The sequence below is a fragment of the Paenibacillus sp. MER 99-2 genome (assembly GCF_023714095.1).
In the GTDB taxonomy this organism is placed as follows: Bacteria; Bacillota; Bacilli; order Paenibacillales; family Paenibacillaceae; genus Paenibacillus.
Genome location: NZ_JAMAUZ010000006.1, coordinates 80,069 through 104,643, shown reverse-complemented (window position 1 = coordinate 104,643; position 24,575 = coordinate 80,069). Strand labels below are relative to the sequence as shown.

At 46.8% G+C, this 24,575-nt stretch carries 9 protein-coding genes; 1 reads left to right on the top strand and 8 read right to left on the bottom strand.

Annotation, left to right across the window (positions count from 1 at the left end):
- Positions 1-93 precede the first annotated feature (93 nt).
- The 3 genes from M3636_RS21955 to M3636_RS21945 all read right to left on the bottom strand — a co-directional run bounded on the left by M3636_RS21955 (position 94) and on the right by M3636_RS21945 (position 9,713).
- Positions 94-5,262, bottom strand: coding sequence for an Ig-like domain-containing protein (locus M3636_RS21955; RefSeq protein WP_251384015.1), 5,169 nt, complete (start codon positions 5,260-5,262; stop codon positions 94-96).
- Between the two features lie 262 nt (positions 5,263-5,524).
- Complete coding sequence (locus M3636_RS21950; protein WP_251384014.1) at positions 5,525-8,569, bottom strand: sensor histidine kinase; 3,045 nt, start codon at positions 8,567-8,569, stop codon at positions 5,525-5,527.
- Positions 8,559-9,713, bottom strand: coding sequence for a response regulator (locus M3636_RS21945; RefSeq protein ID WP_251384013.1), 1,155 nt, complete (start codon positions 9,711-9,713; stop codon positions 8,559-8,561). Before M3636_RS21945 ends, M3636_RS21950 begins: the two co-directional genes overlap by 11 nt.
- Positions 9,714-9,982: 269 nt before the next feature.
- Between M3636_RS21945 and M3636_RS21940 the strand changes: the two genes are divergently transcribed.
- The gene (locus M3636_RS21940; protein WP_251384012.1) at positions 9,983-10,189 is read left to right on the top strand and encodes a DUF2536 family protein; all 207 of its coding nucleotides are present in this window, start codon (positions 9,983-9,985) and stop codon (positions 10,187-10,189) included.
- A gap of 200 nt (positions 10,190-10,389) precedes the next feature.
- On the opposite strand, the gene fic is transcribed toward M3636_RS21940, so the two are convergent.
- From fic to M3636_RS21905, 5 genes are all read right to left on the bottom strand, one after another.
- A complete protein-coding gene (gene fic / locus M3636_RS21935; RefSeq protein ID WP_251384011.1) occupies positions 10,390-11,007 on the bottom strand; it encodes a protein adenylyltransferase Fic in 618 nt (205 codons plus the stop codon).
- A gap of 609 nt (positions 11,008-11,616) precedes the next feature.
- Positions 11,617-13,482 (bottom strand): leucine-rich repeat domain-containing protein, encoded by a 1,866-nt coding sequence (locus M3636_RS21930; protein ID WP_251384010.1) that lies wholly within the window; start codon positions 13,480-13,482, stop codon positions 11,617-11,619.
- A 290-nt stretch (positions 13,483-13,772) separates the two neighbouring features.
- Positions 13,773-20,855: an InlB B-repeat-containing protein gene (locus M3636_RS29980; protein ID WP_483311537.1), complete on the bottom strand. Its 7,083-nt coding sequence runs from the start codon at positions 20,853-20,855 to the stop codon at positions 13,773-13,775.
- Positions 20,856-21,548: 693 nt separating this feature from the next.
- Positions 21,549-22,247, bottom strand: coding sequence for a response regulator transcription factor (locus tag M3636_RS21910; RefSeq protein ID WP_251384009.1), 699 nt, complete (start codon positions 22,245-22,247; stop codon positions 21,549-21,551).
- A gap of 4 nt (positions 22,248-22,251) precedes the next feature.
- Positions 22,252-24,402, bottom strand: coding sequence for a sensor histidine kinase (locus M3636_RS21905; RefSeq protein ID WP_251384008.1), 2,151 nt, complete (start codon positions 24,400-24,402; stop codon positions 22,252-22,254).
- Positions 24,403-24,575: the final 173 nt, after the last annotated feature.

Here is a 24,575-nt window from a genome sequence, read left to right as displayed (position 1 = left end):
AAGCGGAACGAGAGCCAATTAGCCCTCGTTCCGCTTTCTAGTTCCCATGTAATTTACCTTATGCTATCTATCCAAAATTTTAACTATCTCTACCTAGATTAGATCTGACTTCTGCAGCAATCTCTGCATAATCGTCGCAATCTCGGCACGTGTGATTTTACCTTTTGGCGCTAGTAAAGACTGGCTGCGCCCCTGCACAAGACCTGACTTCACACTGTCCGCAGCACTGCTGCGGGCCCAAGAGGATACAGTAGCTTCATCTTGGAACAATTTGAGCGTTGCATCTAAAGGCTCTGCATTCAGGTTGTCTTTCAACCCAGTAATCGTCATCGCTTTCGCTAATATGACCATCGCCTGTTCTCTTGTAATGGTTTCGTTAGGATGGAAGGTACCATCCTCGAAGCCGTTAATCAGCCCATAAGCATGTGCTGTACGAATAGCACCGTTGTACCAATCCTCGGTCTTCACATCCATAAATGGTGTTTCTCCATTCTCTGGACGAAGTCCTAGACCACGAACAACGATTGTGGCGAATTCTGCACGGGTTATGGCTCGATCAGGATTGAAGGTACCGTTGCCGACGCCTTCCACAATCATGCGAGATCCCATGTCGTTCACAGCATCTTTACCCCAATGATTAATCACGTCTGCAAATTGTTGCGGATGCCATACCACAGCATATGTGCTATTGGTCAGGCTGTTAATTTGAGCTTCGTATCTTCCATTGTTCTGACGCACCTTGGTCGGAACATGGCGAATCGTTCCGTCCGGCTCCACGACAACGCCAGTTGTAATTTTGTTAGGATCTATGTCGTCTGGAATAGCTATCGTTCTCTCGACATAAGCATCAAAATTTTTGACTTCAACGGACTTATCGCCATAAACAGCATTAACTGTAAAGTTAAGCGGCTGAGCAACCAGTGTTAACTCATTCTGAGTCACTGCGCGCCCTACAATGTCCGATTGAATAGAGGTCGGAGCTGCAATTTCAATCTGTACCTTGATTCCCTGCAAGTCATTAGACCCTCCAAGTTGGCTTGCAATTTCCCCAATACGAATCTGCCCTGCAGGAACGGTATATGAAGCTTGCTCCGTTTGGAATTCCAGTACAGCTTGATAATCTTCCATCGTCCTGATCATTTCCCCATTAAGCTCACCAACGAAGATGTCAGACGTTTGACGGATTGGAATTGTGACAACAGCACGTTGCCCTTCCTCCGCCAGTCTATCATTCAGCTTCTGCTGATCCACCACAATGGTCAATGCCGTTTGTTGATTACGCCGGGATATTGTTGCTTGTCCAGCATTCTCCACTTTTCCATTAACCAGAATATCGACACCTGTCGTTGCCGTTGTTGGCACTGTTGGTGTTGTTGTGGGTGGGGTGACTGGCGTTACTGGTGTGGTCGATGGAGCTTCTGTTGCAGGCGGATTGGTCGGCGGAGTAGAAGCTGCTACTGGCACAACTGCATTGGACTTTACCGAGTCTCTACTTTTGCCTGCACCGTTAATGGCCTTCACCGTGAATGTATAGCTTGTTCCATTACTCAATCCTGGTACTGTTATTGGACTAGCGGTTCCTGTAATTATCGTGTTCCCTGGCGATACAGTCACCTCGTATCCCGTAATTGGATTTCCACCATCATGGGCCGGCGCTGTAAATCTCACCGTGGCTTGTCCGTTGCCCGGGGTCGCTGTGACATCTGTTGGCACCCCCGGAGCGCTTGATGGAATAACGCTGACCTGATTGGAGGCTTCGCTAAGCCCTCCCTTATTCTCTGCTTTTACAACAAAGTAATAGGTCTTGCCGTTAACCAACTCAGGAATTGTATAAGGTGACGATGCCTCGTCTGTGATTTCAACCCTATGATCCGGATCATCATCTGTTGCCATGTAAATTCGGTATTCTACATCAGGTTCCGTTTCCCATTTTAAAATTACATGACCATCCCCAGGTTCAGCTGTCAGATTCCGAGGGTTGGCTGGTGCATTAGGCAGATTTACCGCCTGTGTTACTTGGAAAGTGACTGGTAGCATCAGATCTGCCGTCAAAGTAACCGTAGCCGTATATGTCCCTGCTGGCAGTCCGTCTTTGGCACGTAAGGTGAAATTGGTCTGGTCTCCAGCCGCCAATTCATTATCCGGTTGCGTGATAACAAAGGCATCCGAATCATCTCCGCTAAGGGATACAGATAAATTAGCCAAGTTCCCCGTACCCGTATGCTGAATGGACACGGTGTTCGTTTCTTGGGTACCCGATTCGTAATCAAGCATGAGCGACTCTAATGTGCGATCTTCAATTGGAGCAATCGTATACGTTGGAGCTGCTGTCACCGTGAGAACCATGCTACCTTTTTTGCTCATATCTACTGTCGAGGTCGCGAAAATCGTATATTCCCCTGGCTCAGCGTCGGCTTCCACCGTAACATAACCTGTGTCGCTAACCTTTACCTTATTGGTTGTATCGCTACTTCTCCATGTCACCGTTACATCGGCTCCGCCCACAGTGTCTACCGTTGCAGTCAGTTGTCTGCTCTCGCCCTGCATTAGGCTATCCGTAGCCGGGTCAACAATGACGCTGTTCACGGCCGGTGCATACGTCACCTTAATGTTTGCCGTTGCAACCTTGGTTAGATCGTACACGGATGTCGCTGTAATCACGTAGTCCCCTGGCACAGCATCGGAAGCAACGCTAACATTCCCCATGCTGCTTACTGTTACCTTGTTGCTAGAATCATTGCTTGTCCACAAGACGGACGGATCTGCTCCACCTACCGCAGTTACCGTGGCGGTAAGTTGCTCACTTCTTCCCTGCGCGACATTAGCACTTTCCGGATTGACAGTGATATTGTGAATAGCTGGTGCATACATCACTGTCACGGTTGCCCTTCCGGTCTTACTACTGTCTTCAATTGATGTAGCTGTCATCGTATAGTTTCCCGGTACAGCATCTGCTGCAGCCGTTACAAGGCCGGTATCACTCACCTCAACTTTGCCAGTTAGATCACTGCTGCTCCACGTTACCTCCGTCGAAGCTCCCCCAACTGCATCAACGACAGCCTCTAACTGTACGCTATCTCCCTGCACAACGCTTGCTGGATCAGGGGTAACGATGACTCCGTTTACTGCTGGTGCATACGTCACCGTAAAGTTTGCTGTACCCACTTTACTGCTGTCTACCGTCGAAGTTGCGGTAATCATGTAGTTCCCTGGCACAGCATCTGCTGCGACCGTCACGAAGCCAGTATCGCTTACCTCAACCTTGTTATCCGTGTCACTGCTAGCCCATGTCACCGTTGTGGGCGCCCCACCTACAGCGTTTACCGTTGCTACCAGCTGTCTGCTCTCTCCTTGCATCAGGCTGTCGGTATCTGGGCTAACACTAACGCTATTAACAGCTGGTGCATATGTGACTGTAATGACCGCTGATTCTCTCTTGCCTGTATCATAAGTAGAAGATGCTGTAATGGTGTAATCACCCGGTGCAGCATCCGATGCCACACTAACCTTCCCCGTTGCATCTACCGTCACTTTATTACTAAGATCACTGCTATTCCATCTTACCGTGTCTGGCGCTCCACCTACGGCTACTACCGTTGCCGTTAACTGGGTGCTCTCACCCTGCATCAGGCTATCCGTACTTGGATTAACCGTTATACTCTGAACCGCTGGTGCATACGTCACCGTAACGGTTGATGTTGCTGTTTTGCTACTATCGAACGTGGAAGTCGCCGTGATGATGTAATTGCCTGGTGTTGCGTCCCGCGCAACCGTAACTAAGCCCGCAGCATTTACTGTAACCTTGTTCGCTATGTCACTACTGCTCCATGTCACCGTCGTTGGCGCCTCTCCTACTGCGTTAACAGCAGCTGATAGTTGTCTGCTTCCACCTTGCATGGTGCTCGTCGTAACTGGGCTTACCGTAACACTGGTGACGCTTGGTGGAGGCGGCGGTGTGAATTGGGCTGCTCTTATATTTACTACTGTCCTGTCATTTTCGTCCCACACCGCATACAGCGCTCCGTTCATGGCTGTTATAGCAGGGTTGCGGGCGGTTTTAGTTCCAAATGCATTCAGTCCACCATTTCTTCCGTTTTCAGCCAGAACCCATCCATTGCCATTATACTTCTTCACACGGATCTTAAAAACGGGAACTCCGTTTACCCACTCGTTTGAATTCTCGGTCCATATGGCATATAGCTCATTGTTTAAACCCGCTAACTGAACCTCGAAAGCGCGTAGCCCTATATTTACATTAATGCCGTATTCGCCATCACCATCAATATTAGTCCAAGTAGTGCCGTCAAATTTCTTAACACGAATCTGATCATCTGTACTATATTGACCTCCACGAGCTTCCACCCATGATACGTACATATGATTATCAATAACACTTAAGGCTGGGGTTATGGCATTGTTCCAACTGACCTTATTCAAGCCAGCTCCACCGTCAGCGACCGTCCAGTTGGTGCCATCATACTTCTTCGCCCGTACTATATTAAAACCATTCGCTACTCTTTCAGACCACAGTGCATATAAATCATTGCCAAATACAATCATAGCTGATCCACCTGCTCCACTGCCTGGGGTTATATTTAACCCATCAGTTCCGCCGCCATCAAGGCTTGTCCACGTAGTACCATTGTATTTCTTCGCTCGAATCTTAGCTGCTTCTCCCCACATTGCATACAACTCGCCTTTATATGCAGTCAATTTTGGACTTGATGCTGTGATGGAAGGATTTTCATTGATCCCGGCAGGGTTGCCCCCTTCAGCATTTGTCCAGCTCGTACCATCATATTTTTTGACCCGAACTTGTGCAGTATAAGAAGCATTTCTCTCCAACCAAGTCACATACAGCGCATTGTCATAAACAGCTAGTGCTGGAGACTCAACATCTCTGTTGACATCGTAATTTAAACCAAAGGTTTGGTGACCCCCGTCAACACTAACCCAATTTGAGCCATTAAACTTTTTAACCCTGATTTGACCAATCGTAGGCGTACTTGGAATTGTTTCTCGCCATGCCACATAAATTTCACCATTCCATTCCAATATGGCAGGCTTTTCACCTCTCATGGATGGATTTACATTAATTCCAGTTGCGCCATACCCATCAATGATCGACCAGCCGGATGCTGCCGACGTTACCCCGCCTCCAATCACCAAGGATGGTATAAAGAGAATGATGGCTAGCAACAGGTGTGCCATTCTTCGAAAATGTCTGTTGTATCTCTTACTTAATGTTCTCAATGAAATCATTACGCATCTATCCCTCCATCTTCAAGTTCTATTTATGCATCTATACATGTATGCTCAGCATAACGGAGGGCACCTTAAAAAAACCTTAAAAACTGACGTTATTCGACACGATTCGACCAACTCAATTGCACATATCATTTAGTTTTTGCTCGTAAGTCTTTAAAACCCACCCATTTTTATTTTGTTTAAACTAACGCTATGCCAATACAAAAAAGCTCCACCGCAAATGCGATGGAACCCATTGTTATAAACTATTTTTCCATTAAGGCTGTATATCCGGAATACGAAAGGCAACACTCGTTCCACGTCCTGGCTCACTCGCGAGCTCCAGTGAAGTCCCGTATTCAAATCTCAGTCGCTTGTTGATATTCCGCAAGCCTACGCCGTGCTCACCATTCGATTCGTTTTGTTCCAGTAGCAGATTTATTCGTTCAGGAGAAATGCCAACTCCATCATCCGTTACAGTGAATAACCAACCACCTTCGGCTCTTTCTGCTTTTAATTCTACCGTTCCGCCTTCAATTCGAGCTCCTATACCATGGCGAATGGCATTTTCAACCAACGGCTGCAAGAGCAGCGGCGGCATCTTCGAGCGATAAGCATCTTCGGGAATATCATATTTGAAGCAGATCCGATCCCCGAACCTTGCTTGCTCAATCTCCACATACGTTTGAATCAGCTGGAATTCCTCATCAAATTCGATACGTTCATCTGTATTGCTGAACCTGAAGCTTCCACGTAAATAATCTGCCAGCGCAACGATCATGTTCCTTGCACGCTCCACGTCTGTATAACTCGAAGAGACGATACTATTGAGAACATTATATAGAAAGTGTGGTTTAATCTGTGATTGAAGGAACGCTACCTCCATATGAACAGCCCGTCCCAGCGACTCTTTCATGGCAAGCAGACTTCCAATTCGGGCTTTTAGTTCTTCCAGATCAAACGGTTTAGGCAAATAATCATTGGCTCCCACCTGAAATGCCGCCACCTTATCCTGCGGTTGCAGCGCTGCTGTTACCATGAGCACAGGCAAGTCCAGCAGTGAATACCGCTTGCGAATTTCAAGACAGACTTCATATCCAGACATACCAGGCATCATGAGATCAAGAATGACCAGATCAATTCTACCCGGCTGATCGATCTGTTCGAGCGCTTCGTATCCATCTTTGACCGCGATAACACGATAATTGAGCGATTGCAACGCATCTAGCAACACCTTTAGATTCACATACTGATCATCAACAATTAGAACCGTTCGCTGGCCTTCGGCATTCATAATGTAAGGCGTTGAGAATGAATATTCCTTCTCCAAGGGATGAGCATAAGATGTAGATGAAGGAACCCAAGGATCGCTATGTTGTGATGCCACCGGCAGTGTAAACGTAAAGGTTGTACCCACCCCCAACGTAGACATCACGGCAAGCTCACCTCCTTGCAGATCGATCAGTTGCTTCGCAATTGGCAATCCAAGCCCGAAGCTATGTTTTCGAATTTCCTCCGTAGACTTGAACGGCTCGTAAATATGCGGCAGATCATCCGGATCAATGCCTGCTCCTGTATCCCTAACTTCGAAGTGGAGCAACCCTCCGTGTTCTTTCCCGGTGACAACGATCGTTCCATGCTCCGTGTGCTTGATCGCGTTATCGAGCAAATTACTGATGACTTGGCTTATCCGATTTTCGTCAGCTTGCGCGAGAGGCAAGTCAACCGGAACCTGATTGATGAGTTGAATGTCCTTCTCTGTACAGAGATAGGCGTAGAAACGGATCTGCATTTCCACCACAGAACGCACATCCACTGGTGCAAGAACAATCCTGAATTCTCCCTGTTTCAGTTTGGACAAGTCCAGAATGTCATAGACGAGCTGAGACAGTTTTCGGGTGACCTCAATCATTAATTGTAGCTTTTCACGCTGCCCAGCTGTAACCGGATTGGCAACATCATCAAGCATAGATCGCGATATGTTCATCACGCCGTGCAGAGGTGTTTTGAATTCATGCGAGGTACGCGCAAGGAAATCGTCCTTGTGTTTGTCTGCCTCCAGCAATTGCTCAGAAAGCTCCTCAATCCGCTGAAAAGCATTGGAAAAGCGAAGCGACATCAATAGCGCAAGCATAAGGAGCACAAGGAATGGTTCTACTGGCGCCAACGAATAGATAGGCACTCCGAAATATACGTTCAAGTTCTGATTTAAGATCAGAGCGTTTAACGCCATAGCCGCCACGGCAAGATACCAACTGCCAGCTACCTTATGCAGAACTGCATGGACAAATACATAGGTTGCATACAGCAAAGCTATCGTGACATAGAGTGACGTTACAAGACGTAGCAGTCCTGTTGTAATCTGCGTAGCGAAGCCTAGATGTAAGAGGAGTAAAAATGTCCCTGTAACTAAGCCGCCTTTAGTAAGCCACTTGTGGCTGTAGGGACGGAAAGCGGTATACACATACAGGAAAAATCCTACGCCTACCCCTACTGTTACTACCATTTGAATCCGGAAATAAAGCCAGAATGGGAATGACCCAATCACATCAAACAATACTCTCTCGCCGCTGACACTTGTAAACGCCGCAATAAACAAACAGACGAGTCCAAATACGACAAGCGAAAGATCGTTCCGCCGCTGAGAGAATAAGCCGATAAAATAAAGTCCCATGATCAGAAAAGAGGTCAATACCACCCAGTCATGTGCAGTCGCGAGATCCCGAATTCTGGAGATCTGATCAGCCTTACCCAATTGAATCGATTCACCAATACCACTTGCAACGCGAAATTCGTGATTGGCAACCTCCACAAGAATGTCGTTCCAACCCTGTTTTAGTGTGAAATAGCTAACATAAGGCTTATTGAGTGCCCGATAATCATCTTCCAAATCAGGATCTCCGCTGGAGCCTGCGACTTGACCATTGACGATAAGCCTATTAGAGATCAGAACGGCTGCCGTTTTGATCCCATATACAACACTGTCATCATCTATTAGAACTCTCAACCGGTATGTAGCTACACCCAACGTATCCATCTGCTTGGCCCAATAACCAGGTACTTGAGTGAATGAAGATGGCTGATCTCCCAAGTTCTCTGCATCAAGTGGGTGGCTGAAGAGCAGTCGATGGGGATAAAACTCCCATTGCCCATCCAACCGAACGACACCATTCTCTTCAAATGCCCAATTGGTCAAGTCCATCGTTCCATTGGTTGCAATGGGCATCGTTTTTTTATTTACTGTGAAATATGTCAGCAATAACCCATAAGTGGCGAACAGCATCGCTATTGTAATAAGCGCAGCAATGATTTTACGACTCATTCGGCTGCGCACTCTGTCTTTCCATCGTTTGTCGAACCAATAACATAGTTTCCTCCTCTAATTCTGTGCCAAGCTGAACGCGTACAGCCTGTTCCAACTGCAAGCCTACACGGTACGCCTCGTTTCGGTTACCTAGCTCCAGATGAAGTCTGATGAGCGCGCGACCGTCAATCTCTGAATCAGGATGTAGCATGAGTAGCCGCTGTAAACTATCCGCTGCAAGTGAGAGCTTTTCTTGGCTACGGTAATACCTATTCCATTTACGAAGAACACGAACATACAATGATTTGATCTCCAACTGTCTGGCAATCGCCCAGTCAAAATTGCAACCATCCATATATTCGCCGGTGTACATCTCGTTCATCTGATTGTAATGCTTCTCTTGCATATTCTCTTCGTCCAATATATGGTTCAGCAGCGTCTCGAACGGAGAGACATCTATTGTAATATCGTTCAGTTCAGCAGAGAAACCCTGATTTCCTTTGCGAATATGGATAGGGATACCCTGGTCCGTCAGGCTTCTCCGAAGATAAGAAAGACAAGTGTACAAATAAGATTTGGCTTTGTCGAGGTCATACCCCGGCCACAACGCCTCAATAATGACACCAGCATTCACGCGCTTGCCTTCATGATGAATCAGAAATGCGCAGAGTTCTCGCTCTTTTTTTGTTTTCCAAACCACTTCTGTACCCATCTCAAGTGGTGATATGATGTGAAACCCTCCGAGAGAGTGAACCGACGAAACAGGAGCCTGATTGGGCTGCACTGGGTCTGCTTCTTTGTAAAGGTTTTTGGTTATTCGTGCAACGGTATTCTGTAATCTGCCTGCCGTAAAAGGCTTCAGCAAATAATCCGTAGAATCGATCTCGAACGCTTCCAGCGCATACTCTGCATAGGCTGTCGTAAAAATAATGGGTAGCTCAGGAGAGATATTTCTGATGCGACGCGCAGCTTCAGTTCCTTTCATACCCGGCATCTGTATATCTAAAAACACTGCATCTACCATTGTTTGGTTTAGAGCATCAATTGCTTGGATGGGATTGAGATACCTTCCGGCAACTTCGACATTCCCAACTTGGCCAAGCAATATTTCAAGCAAATTCAGCGCATCTTCTTCATCGTCAATTAACATGACACGAATCATTGGCTGTTAACCTCCTTTTCAGTTCAAGCTAAAGGCTAGCGGCTGTGAGTCAATGCTTACATTCAATGTTGATTTATATATTTATCGGGCGGGTAGCTTCGTCTCGTTAGACTCTTTTCATTCTCAGCGATAAAGTGGTTCCAAACTACTACATTTCGTCGTTCATTTTTTGTGTCTTTACTCTTGTCGAACTGGAGAAGCTGCTCTACAATGAAGCTCGGCAGGCTCTTAACCTGCAAATTAAGATTTGGAGGAGGCCTGAACGATATATGGAAATTTCACTGGATATGATCAAAGACAAAGTCGAATGCTTGCAGGCTTATGACTTCAATGAACTAGAGCGAACGATTGAAGACCGAATCGGAATGAACAAAGCGCTGATGCTACGGGTGAAGCAAGTTCAGCATCAAGTGACCTACCACCCAATTCTCAACAAAATGTTATATAGTGCCGTTGTGCATTTTGCAATGGATTGATGGGACATAGCTAAGTCGATGGGAACAGCAAAACCCGGATTGATCTACTCAATCCGGGTTTCCTCTGTTTTGTGATAATACTCTTTTTCAATCTAATACTTATCAATTAGATTTGGCTAATGGTACCTTCTGCAACATGCAGAATATAATTTCCAACCAGATATAGCTCCCAATGCTTGATAGATATGCTATTGCTCCATTTACTGTTCGTTATAGAGATCTTCTGTCTTATACACGTAATAACCCTCGTAATGGTAACTCGCATCGATGCCTTTCATATAAATCTCACGGTCATTGATCTGATCCGTAAGTGCTGCTTGAAGTAGAACCTTGATCTCGACATCTTTAATAGGACTTCTCTCCATCGCAAGCAGATAGTCTTCTTTATCAACCTTACTCCAATTGATAACTTGCCTGATTTCCTTTTTCAAGATGCAATCAAGCCATATTCTTGCACTTCTCCCATTTCCCTCTCGAAAAGGATGAGCCACATTCATCTCAACATACTTTTCGATGATTTCCTCGAAGGTGGATTGCGGCATTTTGGAGACATTCTCAAGCGCAGCTTCAAGGTACATCACAGGTGCGAATCGAAGGCCACCCTTGGCTATGTTAACCTCACGTACTTTTTCGGCAAAATCATATATTTCTTCAAACAAACACATGTGAATATGGGATAATGCCTTAAATGTTCCGATTTCTAACGTATCCAGCAAACCCGTCTCGAATATTTCAATCGCTTTTTTCTTACTGAGTTTTTCTTCCACACGAGCAAGCTCCGCAGAATCGGTAATACCTAACTTGTTTTCCAAAGCCATAGTTTAACCTCCGATCAAACAAACATTTGTTGAAGTTAGCTTGTGCTGATGCAGAATGATAGCGCCATGTTGAGTGCACCATATTGAGTGGTATGTGCAATTTCTGCATATACCACTTTTTCATCGAGCTCCCAGTATCAAAAATGCTCTTCAAATGACGGGAAATCGATGTTCTGTCCACATCTAACACTTCCCATAATAACCTTTTGATCGGCCCATATCATCTCGTCTTCACAAGAATTCTACTTTCTCATCCCCATCATACATCAAAAATTTGATTTCTTTCATCAGGATCTTCTCCCCAATATCCATAACTTTAGCCATTGCTTCTTGAATCTTAAACATAAACTGTAAAACACAAAAATAGAGACATCTTGCATCCTTGTGTTAAAAAGGAGTTACCGTATTGAAGCAAGTTCAGCATCAAATGACATACCACCCAATTCTCAACAAAGTGTTATATAGTGCAGTTGTGCATGTTTCAATGGATTGATGGGACAGAGAGTCTTGCTAACAGACAAAAACCCGGATCAGGCTTCCATGCCAGTCCGGGTTTCTACATAAACGCATAAAACTAAACTTCAAGTGACTTGCACAGCCTAACATAGCCTAATAGACAGCAATCCCGTCCCCCAAAATCGTCTTGTTCTGAACTGGATTACCAGTGATGTAGACCTTTCTTAAAGAGGTAAGCGCGCTTAGCGGGCTGAGATTGGATATCGCATTATTTTCTACGTGTAGTATCTCCAGCTGTTTCCAGCGTTTTACGAAATCAAGCGTTTGGATGGAACTGTCCTGTAGAGTAAAGGAACGTATTCCTGTTAACCCTGTCAAGTAGGGTGTTATCCGTTCCAAATCGTCAACATGATTGTTATCGAGAGAGAAATACGAGTTATTTAAATTCAACTGCTCCAGTACGCCGTTATCAAAAGGGGTCTCCCCCTCCAGCTGGAATGTGCACTCCAAACATTCAAGTGCTGTAAGATTCGATAGTTGAAACAGTTCCCGCGTCTCCCCGTAAAAGGATGTCTCGCTGGCGTTCAATACTTGCAATTTCGGCAGCTGATTCAAAGCCTTTACCTGAGTAAAGCTACCTGATTCCAGCAATGAAAGCTCCGACAGCTGCTGGAACCGTATCACATCACCGCCACTGATTCCCCCGCTGTTCAGATTAACGGTTAATTGACGAACCGCGGGTGCATGAAGGAGCGGCACGAATGAGGAAGGCAGCACCAATTCCGTTACGCGGGGAAGATTAAGCTCTGGCGCCGTGCTGTAGTAACCAGAAACCGCAAGCGTAGACAACGAGCTCAGGCTGTTGATTACTTGCAGTGTCTCCTGTGCTCCTGCATCCGCAAGCCTCAGCCTGCTGAGTGACGCTTTATTCCGCAATGGTTCAAGACTAACAAGGCTGACCTGATTTACATCCAGAGTATGCAATTTAGGCATGCTGGCTACAAAATCGAGCGTTCTCAAATTCCGCACGTTGTCAAACGTTAACTCTCGCATCTGGCTGAGGGCATACAGACTGCTGAAGTCAGTCGCTTCACTTGTGCCAATGCTTAATGATTCCAGAGAAGGAAGCGTGGACAACCAGCCCAGATCATCTATTGTTGTAATCGCAAGTGAACGTAGTGGTAGCTGCTGCAGTAATTGAAAATCAGTAACCGATTCATCCACGTATGTAATGCTTAAATTCTGTAGATTAGAAAATGCAAGCAATTGTGCCATTTCGTCATTGCTGCGTATCTGAGTCGTTAATTGCTGAATGCGGCTCTTATCGCCGAAATAAGAGGCGAATACATGGAACGATTCGTTGAAGGCAGACGAATAACTTTTCAAATTCTTCATATGACTGAAGCTCATGTCTCTCGTCTGGGTTATTTCATACTCCCCATTTAAGTCCAACCCCGTCAGACCCGAAAACGCTTCGAAGTCCTTCTGCTCCATTCGCTGGGTATTCAGCACTTTATCTGTCACGACATATTCTTTCCATTCTGGCTGCTCGTTGGTGAACGGATCGTCGAAGCTGTACCTGAACCGCCATCGGTCATCCACTTTCTCCACGGATAAAGAACGGATGCTAGCAAGTTCCTCTGACGACGGCGCAGTCTCCGTCTTATCAAAGATGTCTCTCAAGAAGAGTTGCAGCACCTCGCTTTCAGGCTCTGTTCGTACAACATGAGATTGGCTTACCTCTCCTCCACTCCCCTGATTGGCGAAAATCCATATAAAATAGACGGAAAGGGCAAGAACCAGCAAACCCGCTAGCAAGCCGTTCCGTTTTGGTTTTGACCTGATAGGTCTGGTTGGAACAGCTGTCCCGTGATAATGGTGGACGGATTGATCTACATGGTATACGTTATTTTCCTGGAGCAGCAGTTCCGTCTCACAGAACGGACATTTGAACAGCTGTTTCCCTTTAGGCTCTATCTTACCATTGCAATTCGGACATTTCAGTTGAATAAATGCCACGGGACACCTCCTGCATTTGAAAAAATAAAGTTCTCCTCTTATACGCAGTAATCCAGAGTAGGTAACAAGCGCTTTAGAGCGAAATTGTCCGTTTGGACATCTTAGAACAGTCTAGGAGCCATTTCCACTAACGGAAATCAACTAAAGTATAACACAGCCAGACTTAATCTAGATTCGACTCATATTTGATGTTATGCCCCTTATCTTGTAATGCAAAAAAGAGCTGTCCAAGCCATGTGTATGGCTTTAGGACAGCTCTTTCTTCTGCTGTATGTTATTAAAAGTCTACATTATTCAATCTTATGCTTCAGTATATATATTTTAGTCCAGTTAGGTGAGAGCTGATTAACTTTAGCAACTCCCTCTTTATACATCACATAAAGATTACCGTCTTTGCCTTTCGTGATTTGTATATCATGAACTTCAGTTGAGGAGAAACCAGGTTTGTCTACGGCGACCCACTCGCCCTCGTATTTCATGATGGTTGCCCGTTGACCCTGTGCCGAATCTTCATAAGCAACATAAGGAACATCGTACTTGTCAATGAAGAGGTCTATATACGAAAGTCTTCTCATTGAAGGATTGAACTCGCCAACCTTTTCCCAGTCCGTGCCTTTGTATCTCATCAGAACCCAAGGGGAAGCAGCTGTGTAAGGAGCGGAATACAGCACATAAGGCATACCATCTGAGTCGAGTTCCAATTTGACTCGTCGAATAGATCCAGGTTCTATATACACCCGACCAAAGTCACCGATACGCTCCCAAGCTCCATTGTTGTATTTGAGAACAGCTACATCCATAGTAGTGCCGTTAGAAGTTTCCACCGCGTTCAACACATATGGGATATTGTTTTGGTCGAATTTGATGACTGCACTGCTCGTCTTCCCACCAAGTTCTTCTCCACCGGTTACAGCCACCCACTGATTCCCTTCGTATTTCACCACTTGCATCTGATTGTCTGAATTGTTATACACCAGGTAAGGAACATTATCTTGGTCAAACGCAATGTCTGATCCTTCTCCCCGAAGAGATCCATTACGGGCTATATCTTCCCAGGTACTTCCGTTATATCTCTGCAAATATACACCTTCACCGCTGGAAGAAGTCTGGTAAAGAGTGTCCTGATTGTCCAAGGCAAACCTCGTAAGCAAATTCTTCTCCGTGCCTTGGTAGATATTTTTCCACTCGCCTCCCTCGTATTTGTCCATGTATAGATGATCAGCATAACTATAACCACCAAGGCCACCCTGATAAGCATCAGGTAGATTATAGGAAGCGTAAATCGTGCCCTGGCTGTCGGTTAAAACTTGATACGTTCCTGTCGCTCGTGGCAAAGTAGCTACGTTTAACCACGGTGTTACCGTCCATTTTGCATACAGGGTAAGGCTGGTTGTCACTGCCGTTTGGAAATCGTAGGCTATCGTTCCTCCGAGATCGCTGTACCAGCCTGCGAACACATACCCTTCCCACATCGGATCAGGAGGTGTTGTTGCATGTCCACCAGGACTCACGACTTGATCCTCCACATCCGAACCACCGTTGCTATCGAAACTCACCGTGAGTTTGTTGGATGTCCACTTGGCATATAACGTCAGGTTATCCGTCACCGGGGTCGCGAAACTGTACGCTTCATTCAGACCTGCATCACTGTACCAACCGCTGAATATATATCCGTCCTTTGTCGGAACGGCAGGAGCTATAGCTTGTCCGTCATATTCTACGGTCTGAGCATCTACGCTCGAACCTTCGTTGCTCTCAAAGGTTACTGTATAGATTACTGTCCATTTGGCGTACAACGTGCGGCTCGCCGTCACCGATGTCGTGAAGTCATAAGCTTCGTTCAGACCGATGTCACTGTACCAACCGCCGAACACATACCCGTCACGTATTGGGGCAGCAGGTTCCGTAGCCATCTCGCCGTCACTCACGGACTGGCTGTTCACCAATGATCCACCGTTGCTGCTAAAGCTTACCGTATAACTGTTCTTCGTCCACTTCGCGTAGAGCGTTATATCTTCCATAACTCCTGCTGTAAAACCATAAGCCGTCGTCAAGTCTATATCGCTGTACCAACCACTGAAGGTGTAGCCTTCCCGGATAGGAACGCCAGGAGCGGAAGCCACAGCACCTTCGTTCACCGTTTTGGCATCTACGATCGACCCGCCATTACTTTCAAATGTCACCGTGTAGGTATTCGGCACATACACCGCCCACTTCGCGTACAACGTAATATCCGTCGTCACTACTGCTGTTGTGAAGTCGTACGGGGTGATCAGCTCTATGTCGCTGTACCAACCACTGAAAACATAACCTTCGCGCTCCGGAGCGACCGGAGCTTCAGCTTTAGATCCTTCATTCACCGTTTGGCTCGTGACTACTGAGCCTTCGTTACTCTCGAAGCTCACCGTATAGCGTAACAGCCACTTCGCGTACAACGTAAGATCACCCGTTACCGGTGCCGTAAAGTCGTAGAGAGTTGTCAGATCGCTGCTAGTATACCAACCGCCAAATACATAGCCTGCATTCGTCGGTTCAATCGGTGTGCTAACCAAGTTGCCGTACCCCACCGTCTGGCTCTCCACTTCTTCCGCTCCGCCATTACTGTTGAAGTTCACCGTGTAAGCGTTCGTGGTCCATTGCGCGGTGAACGTCATACTTTCCTCAGGCATGGTCGTCGGAGGAGTCGGTGACCAACCCGCGAAGACATGTCCCTGCCAGATTGGTGTACCCAGATATAGCTGCGTCGTAGCACCAAACGGAACTTCAATAACTTTGGTCGCCTGACCGGAACCGTTGTAATCGACCGTCAAGGTATGGGCATCGCGCTTGTAGTACAGTTTCAACACTGTTTTTCCATTGCCCGTTATTTGGCTTGTTAACACCGTTCCCGGAACATTTTCATCGAATGTAAACCCATCATAGGATCTGGGGGTTATATTCGTCAGATTAGCTTCTGTATCGGTAGCTCCGCGATACGTTTCCGTATCGGCCACCGTATAGGTGTCACTCGCCATATTTTGTTTCAAGTATACGACTTGGTAAGGCGTATCTTCTTTGGCAGCCCATATAGCAGTGTACTCGGTGTCCGAAGTCGGCATGGTGCTTGGCACCTCCGGTGACCAGCCGACAAAAGTATACCCCGTTCTTGTCGGCATCGGGATGCGACCCGCAATATTTCTGCCTGCCGGTTCGGTTATCGTGCTGCGCGGAGCGCCTGGATAGCCTAGATTGAATGCGATGGTATGACTCGCCGGATAATACTCGATTCTTACAACCGTCGATCCGTTACCTTTGATGATTCGTCCGACGGATTCTCCATTCGCATAACCTTGGCTCTTGAATCGGTCAGAATTGATGCGAATCTCCGTATCGGTCGTTCCGGTTAACCGTTCTGTATACGCAGGTGTAGTCGAGGTCGCCTTCCTTGTATCCGGGTCTATCAAATAATGCTCCACTGTATACGGCGTATTATGGTTTACCTTCCAATGCGCGTACAGCTCGTAATCATCCTTAGGCATACGGCTTGGAATCGTTACCTTTGTTCCCCCTGTAGCTGCCGTATACCATCCATCAAATGTATAGCCCGGATAGACCGGAGTAGGTACATTAACCGCTGCATTATAAACAAAAGGAAGTACCTGAGTCACCCCACCGTTGCTTGGGTGTAACTGGAAAATGTATTCACCCGCTGTGACGCGCCACGTCAACGGAATGGTGCGCTTAAGCGGATCAGACGTGAATGAGAGCGGAGCCCCCTTCCAAGTAATGACCAAACTGCCCTTACTTACTGGACGACTGGTGTCTACCACTTTGATCTTCCCGTCAGCCTCGTTAACCTTGAAATTCGGATTGTCCACCTGGATATCGAACCTCGAAAGATCATACACCTGAGTATCCGTGTCGCCTGTCGTCAAATCAAACGTACTCATCGTGTGCCACAACTCCGGCACAGCGATGGATGACGCAGAGCCCGCTAAGGTAAATTCAAGTGATTCATCCTGCGGATAGGCGAAGTCATAGACGTTATCCGGTTTCCCAATCGTATAGAGCGGCCACTCTTCATCGACCAGCTCTTTGCCAGCCGAGAGGGCTCCATCACCCAACTGGGCACCGACTGCTACCTCTAGATAAATGCCAATCTCAACGAACAGGGCACCTAGAGACTTCGTGGTCTTCACCCCACTCAAATTTTTCAACTGATAATAGAAGTAGCCCCACAAATTCACATACACGCCGGGCTCTACAGCAAGTCCGATGCTATTTAACTTGACGCTACCAATTCCCGCTTTGACTTCCATATGAATACCGGCTCGCAATCCGATCGTTCCCATGACATAGAAGGTAAACTGGTAATCGCCATCTCCCGGCAGACTGACCGTATTACTTGAGCCACTAAAACTCAGCACGCGCAAGGTCACCGAGTAACGCTTAGCCATCTTATAGTAGAAATCTGCTCCGACCGTCAGGTTCACCTGGGCGCTAACCACAAACTCCGCTTCAAATTTGACTTCCACAATTCCATAAGCCACGCGCACACTCTTTTCAAAGAGTTCCTTCTTGATTAACGAAACCCACTCCGTCTCTTGCTCTAACATCTCTTGATACTGTTCTTTCAGAGTCTCCGCGTCCACGGCAGTATCTTGTACCCCCGCCATAATCGCTTCAAGCTCTGTCGCAATGTTCCGCACCTGACTCAATTTGCCCGAGGTCTGCGCATCCAGCCAGTCTGTCAGCGCATCTTCCAGTTCATCGGGTTCGACGAGCCCGATCTCTGCCTTGATGTTCATTCCGGTATAACTATGAGCATCCAAATTCGCAGTGATCACATAATCATCGATGCTATACCAGTAAGGGATACCCCACTTTTTCAGCCAATGCCCTTGCATATCACCGTTAATGCCAAGATCCAGGCTCATCTCTTGAACGAATGTGCCGGTCATATGGATGACCAAACTGCTATCCTCACTGACCTCAACAACAATATCCGCGCCCACTTGCAGCGTAGCGCTCACACCGGAGGATCGGCCGTTAATGTTCTTCAGCTTCGTACCGAGTGAAGCAACAACGGTCAGATTCTCCACACTTACTCGACCTTCATCGCTGGAGGACGCAAGGAAGGACTGAGCCTTAATCTCCTGAATCTCCTTCGTCTCCATAGCGATATCAGACAGATAATCTGCGGCTTGATTGACAAATCCGCTGTCTCTCGCTTGCTGCTCGATTTGCTCTTCGAGTTCCTCGATTTGCTCTTCCGACAACAAATCGTCGCCATCAATCGCTTGTTTCTGATAGATGTTGAAGGCATTCTCGATGTCTTCGAGAGTAGCATCGGTATACGTAATGACGTCCTTCTCCGCCATAGGCGTAATCGACGTAATACGTCCATAATTGGTTACCTTAGAACCTTCTTGGTCGAATTCACCTTCATAGAAACCGATAAAGTCACCCACATCAACCGTGGTCAGCTCATCCAAACCGAAGGGCTCGTACAGGCTGTCACTGTAGTTCATCACCGTGTGCTCAACCGTGATGGAGTTGTTATTGGGATCTCCATCCGTGTCTGCTTCCACACTCACCGGCAGCACATCCGGCTTGAAGAACACCTGCTTGGCATCCGCGTGATCGTAGGTATAGGTACTTCCGTCTACCGACGTGATCTGAACATAGGCCACATCGCCATCGTCTTCACCAGTAGTTTCTAATGTGCGCAGATCGGGGCGAACGCCTTGATAGATGGCTACGGTATCGCCAACTTGTATCACGGTGCTGCCGGTGTACTGGAACGTTCCACTACTCGCATTCGCCTCGGCAAGGGCATCCTCGCTACCACCTACCGTTGTGCTCACTACCGGTATCGATGGTGAGCCCACAGCATCGCCATTCAAAATCATATCCGTGACATCCGTAAACGGAAGATAGATCATACCCGGATTAAGCGGAATGTCTAGCGCCTCTTGCTTGGCGATGCTAAACACATAGATACTTGTCGTTGCGTCCTGTCCTTGGAAAGACAGCCTGTCATCGGTTAACGTCAGTTGATACGTATTGCCTTCGACGAATTTGCCATCTTCAGCGGCAGATGCTACGGTAAAGTTCCCGTTCCCTCCAGTGACCGTAACCCCTTCGAAGTCGGGATTTGCCGTGTCTGTGAACGTCATACCCGCTTTGACCTCAGACACTGTCAGGCTGCTCGATGCATCCTGCACCGTGACGGTGAAGTTTGGCGCCACATCCAGCACAGCATAGCTAGGGGTACTTTGTACGGCATTATTCACACTATCCGTATACTTTGCATACAGCTTCGTATCCGCAGTCAAGGTACTGCCGCTCGCAAAGATGAGTGAGAAATTACTATCCGTAAACCACCCTTGGAAGACATACCCTTCTTTCGTCGGGGCAGGCGGGTTATTAAGCACTTGGCCTTTCCGTACCTTTTGCGCGCCGATCGCTGTACCTCCATTGCTCTCGAACGTAAGTGTGTACGTCTCACTACCTGTGTTACCGCTACCTCCGTTGTCTCCAGGTGTTCCTCCACCATTATTACCGCCGCCAGGTGTTGGCGTTGGCGTCACCGTTGGCGTTGTTCCTGGTGCTGGTGTTGGTGTCACCGTCGGCGTTGGTTCGGGTGCTGGCGTCGCCGGCGTTGGATTCTGCTGTTTCCACGCCTCTACAACCGCATTGTTGCGCATAAAAAGAACCGCAGCTTCCGCACGAGTTGCTTGTGCACGTGGATTAAAGTTACCCTTTTGGTCTCCGGTGAACACCCCGGCTTGCCACAGCTTGATGACCGAATCAGTCGCCCAAGGTGAAACAGATGCAAGATCGCCAGGTTTTGTCGTGACAAGATTCTCAGTCTGATAAGGAATCTGTTCGCTTTCGAAATACCGCAACGTCATCGTTGCCATCTGCTCCCGGGATACTGTGGTATTTGGCGAATATTTACCTCCGCCCGTACCGTCGGTAATCCCTTGCTTAACTGCCCACTCGACGTACGGCCCATACCAACTGCCCGCCTGTACATCGGCGAAGCTCGACGTAGAATACTGGCTGACGTCTACGCCCGCCATTCTTCCGAGAGCTGTCACATACATGGCACGCGTCATTGTCCCTTTAGGCGAGAAGGTGCTTGCATCTGTCCCACTAAATATTCCCTTCTCCTGCACATGGACGACCGCATCATAGAACCAGTCTGTCGGACTCACATCCTGGAATCCACTGGTTTTAGTTACTGTTGTCTGCTGCATCGGCAGTTCAGCCGCTGCTGCAGACTGCGCCGGAAATACGGGCACAGCAGACACTAGTAAGCTGATCACCAGCATCCACATCAGGATTTGTCGGCTCACCTTCCACCCCTGTCTTGTTACTTTGTTCACTTTCATTCATCCCTTCTATGTATAGATCAGACTAAAAAACAACCGGCTAAAATTCTAAAACGATGAGATACTCCCAGGCATCCTTTGTAATCAAAAGCGGGCTTTTGATTAACCTATTAATCTTTTTAATTAGACGAAGGCTTCATCAACAACAATATGAGCTCAAACGTCCGGACTGAAGAGCCTACGCCTACTTCAAGGTTCGGTATCTCTAATTTCGCTTGAAAACGCAAGAAATGCGGAAATTATTGGATATTTTGTTGAGTGAGTGCCTCTAATCAAGTCAGCATGGTTTCCAAGAAACTGCTAACTCTACAGCTTGAAATCGTTCACCCACCTTTCGTATCTGTCGAATCATGTCACCGATGCAGTCAAATCATGTCGTTTTTTCATCCGTATTTTATCATGCAAGATAGGAGCGCTAGTGAATTACAAAGAAAACTTTAAGTTCGATCAGGATGAGCGAAACGTTGGGGTAGTAGGACATTTGAACAATGATGACAAGGGGATTTCGTTCCTTCTAGTAAAGGATGATAGCAGACGAAAATTAGGGCAAAGTCTCCTCCTTTTCGGAGCTATAAGACACGTCCTAGATATAAAAAAATAGCGGCGTAGGGATGTGCCTCCCTTACGCCGCTATTTTTCAATGGAATCTACCTTTACTATCTTTCTTTACGAACCTTATCACTAATCTCATGCTTGTGGTGCACTTTTAGCAACCAGCATGTATCCGCTCCCTCGAACCGTAATGATCCGCTCAGGATCTGCAGGGTCAATCTCTATTTTTTTGCGTAAATTACTAATGTGTACAGCAACTGTTCTCGTATCCTCCAGACTTTCCATGCCCCAGATGATTTGAAACAATGTATCCACACTGATGACACGATTTACGTTTTGTGCCATGTAGGATAGCAGACTGAATTCTTTTTTGGACAAAAAGACCGCTTTTCCCCCTATGTTGACAGACTGTGTATAGAAATCCAGGGTCAAACCCGGTAATTCTAGCAGTTGTTCCCTTCTGCCCGACGACACTCTACGAAGATGCGCCTTGATCTTGGCCATGAGTACTCCTGGACTGAACGGCTTGGTCACATAATCGTCGCCACCATAAGTTAATGCGCTAATTTTAACTTCGTCTTCCTCCTGACTGCTCAGAAACACGATTGGCGCACTCGTAAAATTACGCGCATTTCTGCACCAATCAATACCGTTCTCATTAGCCAGCAAGATATCCAACACAATCAAATCCGGCTCGAACGATGTAAGCAGCTTCATCGCTTCCGTCCCGCTATGACTGAAGGTGGAGATAAACCCCTCCCTGTCGCAATATACCTGAACAATCTCGCATATATGGGGATCATCATCGACGATCATTATTTTGTAGGTGTCCATCCTATCATCCCCTTCCTTCACTCTCAATACAAGGAAGCGTTACATAGAATGTCGCTCCCATCTTACCGTCACTCTCCGCTCGAACTGTTCCACCTTGTCCGAGTATGATTTCTCTGCAAATGGCTAGCCCCAGTCCACTACCCTCTGTTCCCTTATCCAACCCCGGTTGATCATATCTATAATTACGTTCGAAAATTTGCTCAAGCTGATCTGGAGGGATACCTATTCCAGAATCCTGTATGCTAATGATCGCCTGCCCAGCCTGATTCACCTCGTTCACAGCTAGTGCAATTCGAACCAGCCCTCCTCTGGAGGTGAACTTCATGGCGTTCGATACGAGATTAAATAAGGCCTGTTCTACTCTTTTTGCATCTATTTCGACAATAGGTAAGTTAGGGGATCGATCTTCCGCATCTCCGATATCTATTATAAAATCCAATCCTGCATCACGCACTACCAGCTCGTATTGTTCATAGAAATGAAGCAAGAATGGAATGATCGGAACCAGCTCCATTCGGTACGAGACTTGTCCGGTCTCCAAATGTGATAAGAAGGATAACTCCTCAATCATACGGTTAATCCTTATCGTGTTCTCCCGGATATATTTCAGATATTGTTCATTACGCTCTGGCTTGACCCTATCCTGCACAGCTTCCACATACCCAAGCATGCTGGACAACGGCATACGCAGATCATGCGTGATATAGGCAAGTAGCTTCTTCCTTCCTTGCTCGGAGTGAAGTAACCGGTCATACGAAGTGCGGAGATCATCATGAGCTGTAGATAAAGCCTGCGTGCGTTCCTGCACGGTTCGTTCCAAATTCATATTCATTTCAACTAGCTTGTCGTTCGCGTTCTGCAATTCACGTGCGATTCTCTCCTCATTCGTTGCTGTCTTCGTAAATCTCGAAGAGAGTAAAATCATCTGTGCGAACGTGAAAATCAATAAGCCAAGCGGGGCTGTATTTCCGATCACCGACCATCCGCTGTAATATAAAAAATCATTTACAACCGTGACCAAAGTTACCATCGACACCAAGAGAAAGATCAATGCTCCCTCCATACGCCGCATAGCTGCTTGAACCAGCCCGACCATCAGATAGACCATATGTAAAACTACCATTACACCGATCGCCAGCAATAATTTTGTATATATCAGTGCAGGAGTTACCACAACAAGGATACAGAATGCGCCAGTTACGATTCGGGTGCTCAAACGAAACCATCGCGACACATATTGCGGAAAAATGCAATCAAAATACATGGTGATGATATAACCGCTAACGCAGAGAATCAGATACTCGATCTTGAACTGTAACTCCCATGGAAAATGAGGAAACCACTGTGTAATCATGATCTCTCCACCTAGCAAAGAGCGAATACCGAACAACACGGTGAATAGACCAAAATACAACGGAGCCTTGTCCTTGCGTCGCAGCATGAACAACAGCAGATTATATATGCCAATCACCAGCAGGCTTGCCGTGATAAACATGTCTGCGGCGATTTTCAGATTGGTTCTAACCGTTAACATGTTACTGCCACCTAATTCTATAACCTTGGTGATGCCGCCACGCTTATGATTAAAATTAGCCACTTGCATAACCAGTTCTACCGTATCGTTTTCCGGTTGAAAAAACAGTAGCTTCGTTTCCAGATGCGGGGTCATGCTACTCTTGTCCTGACCCACTTTACCAACTTCGGCCAACAGTTCGCCATTCAACCATAATTTGTAGGCATGAAAAATTGAAGGTAGCCGCAGAGCAAGGCGCTGATTCCGATCCTGCTCGCTCAGTTGGATGACCAGGCGAAAGGTTGCATAACCTGTACCGCTCAGCTGCTGACCCTCTAATGGATAGCCCAGCCAGGAACTCGGAATGTCGATCCAATGATTCTGGTTCCCCTCCCTTTCTGAACGAACTCGGATATCCTCAGGCGATAAAAGCTCTTTCCAGTAAAACGCCCACTCCCCTGTTAACTTTTGTGGATTCGTACTGACTTGAACCTGCGTTAAATCCAGAACACCTGCGTCACTTTGGAACTTAGGTGCATCCGGCACAGAGAGAACGAAATAACCTGCAATGGAGCCCACAACTATGGCCGCAACGATATAAAGCCAGATCGTACGAGAACCCATTCTAAGACTCTCTCTCATTATGTACTCAACCCCAATCTACAAGAGCGCAATAAGTAAGTTGATCATCCAAATAATATCATCATTACAGCAGAATGTACCCTGCAAATTTCTAGGAGGGGTTGAGAATAAACGTCGTGCATGTAATCCTTTTTTAACATCAGAGCCGTCCACCCCGGACGGCTCATCAAAGT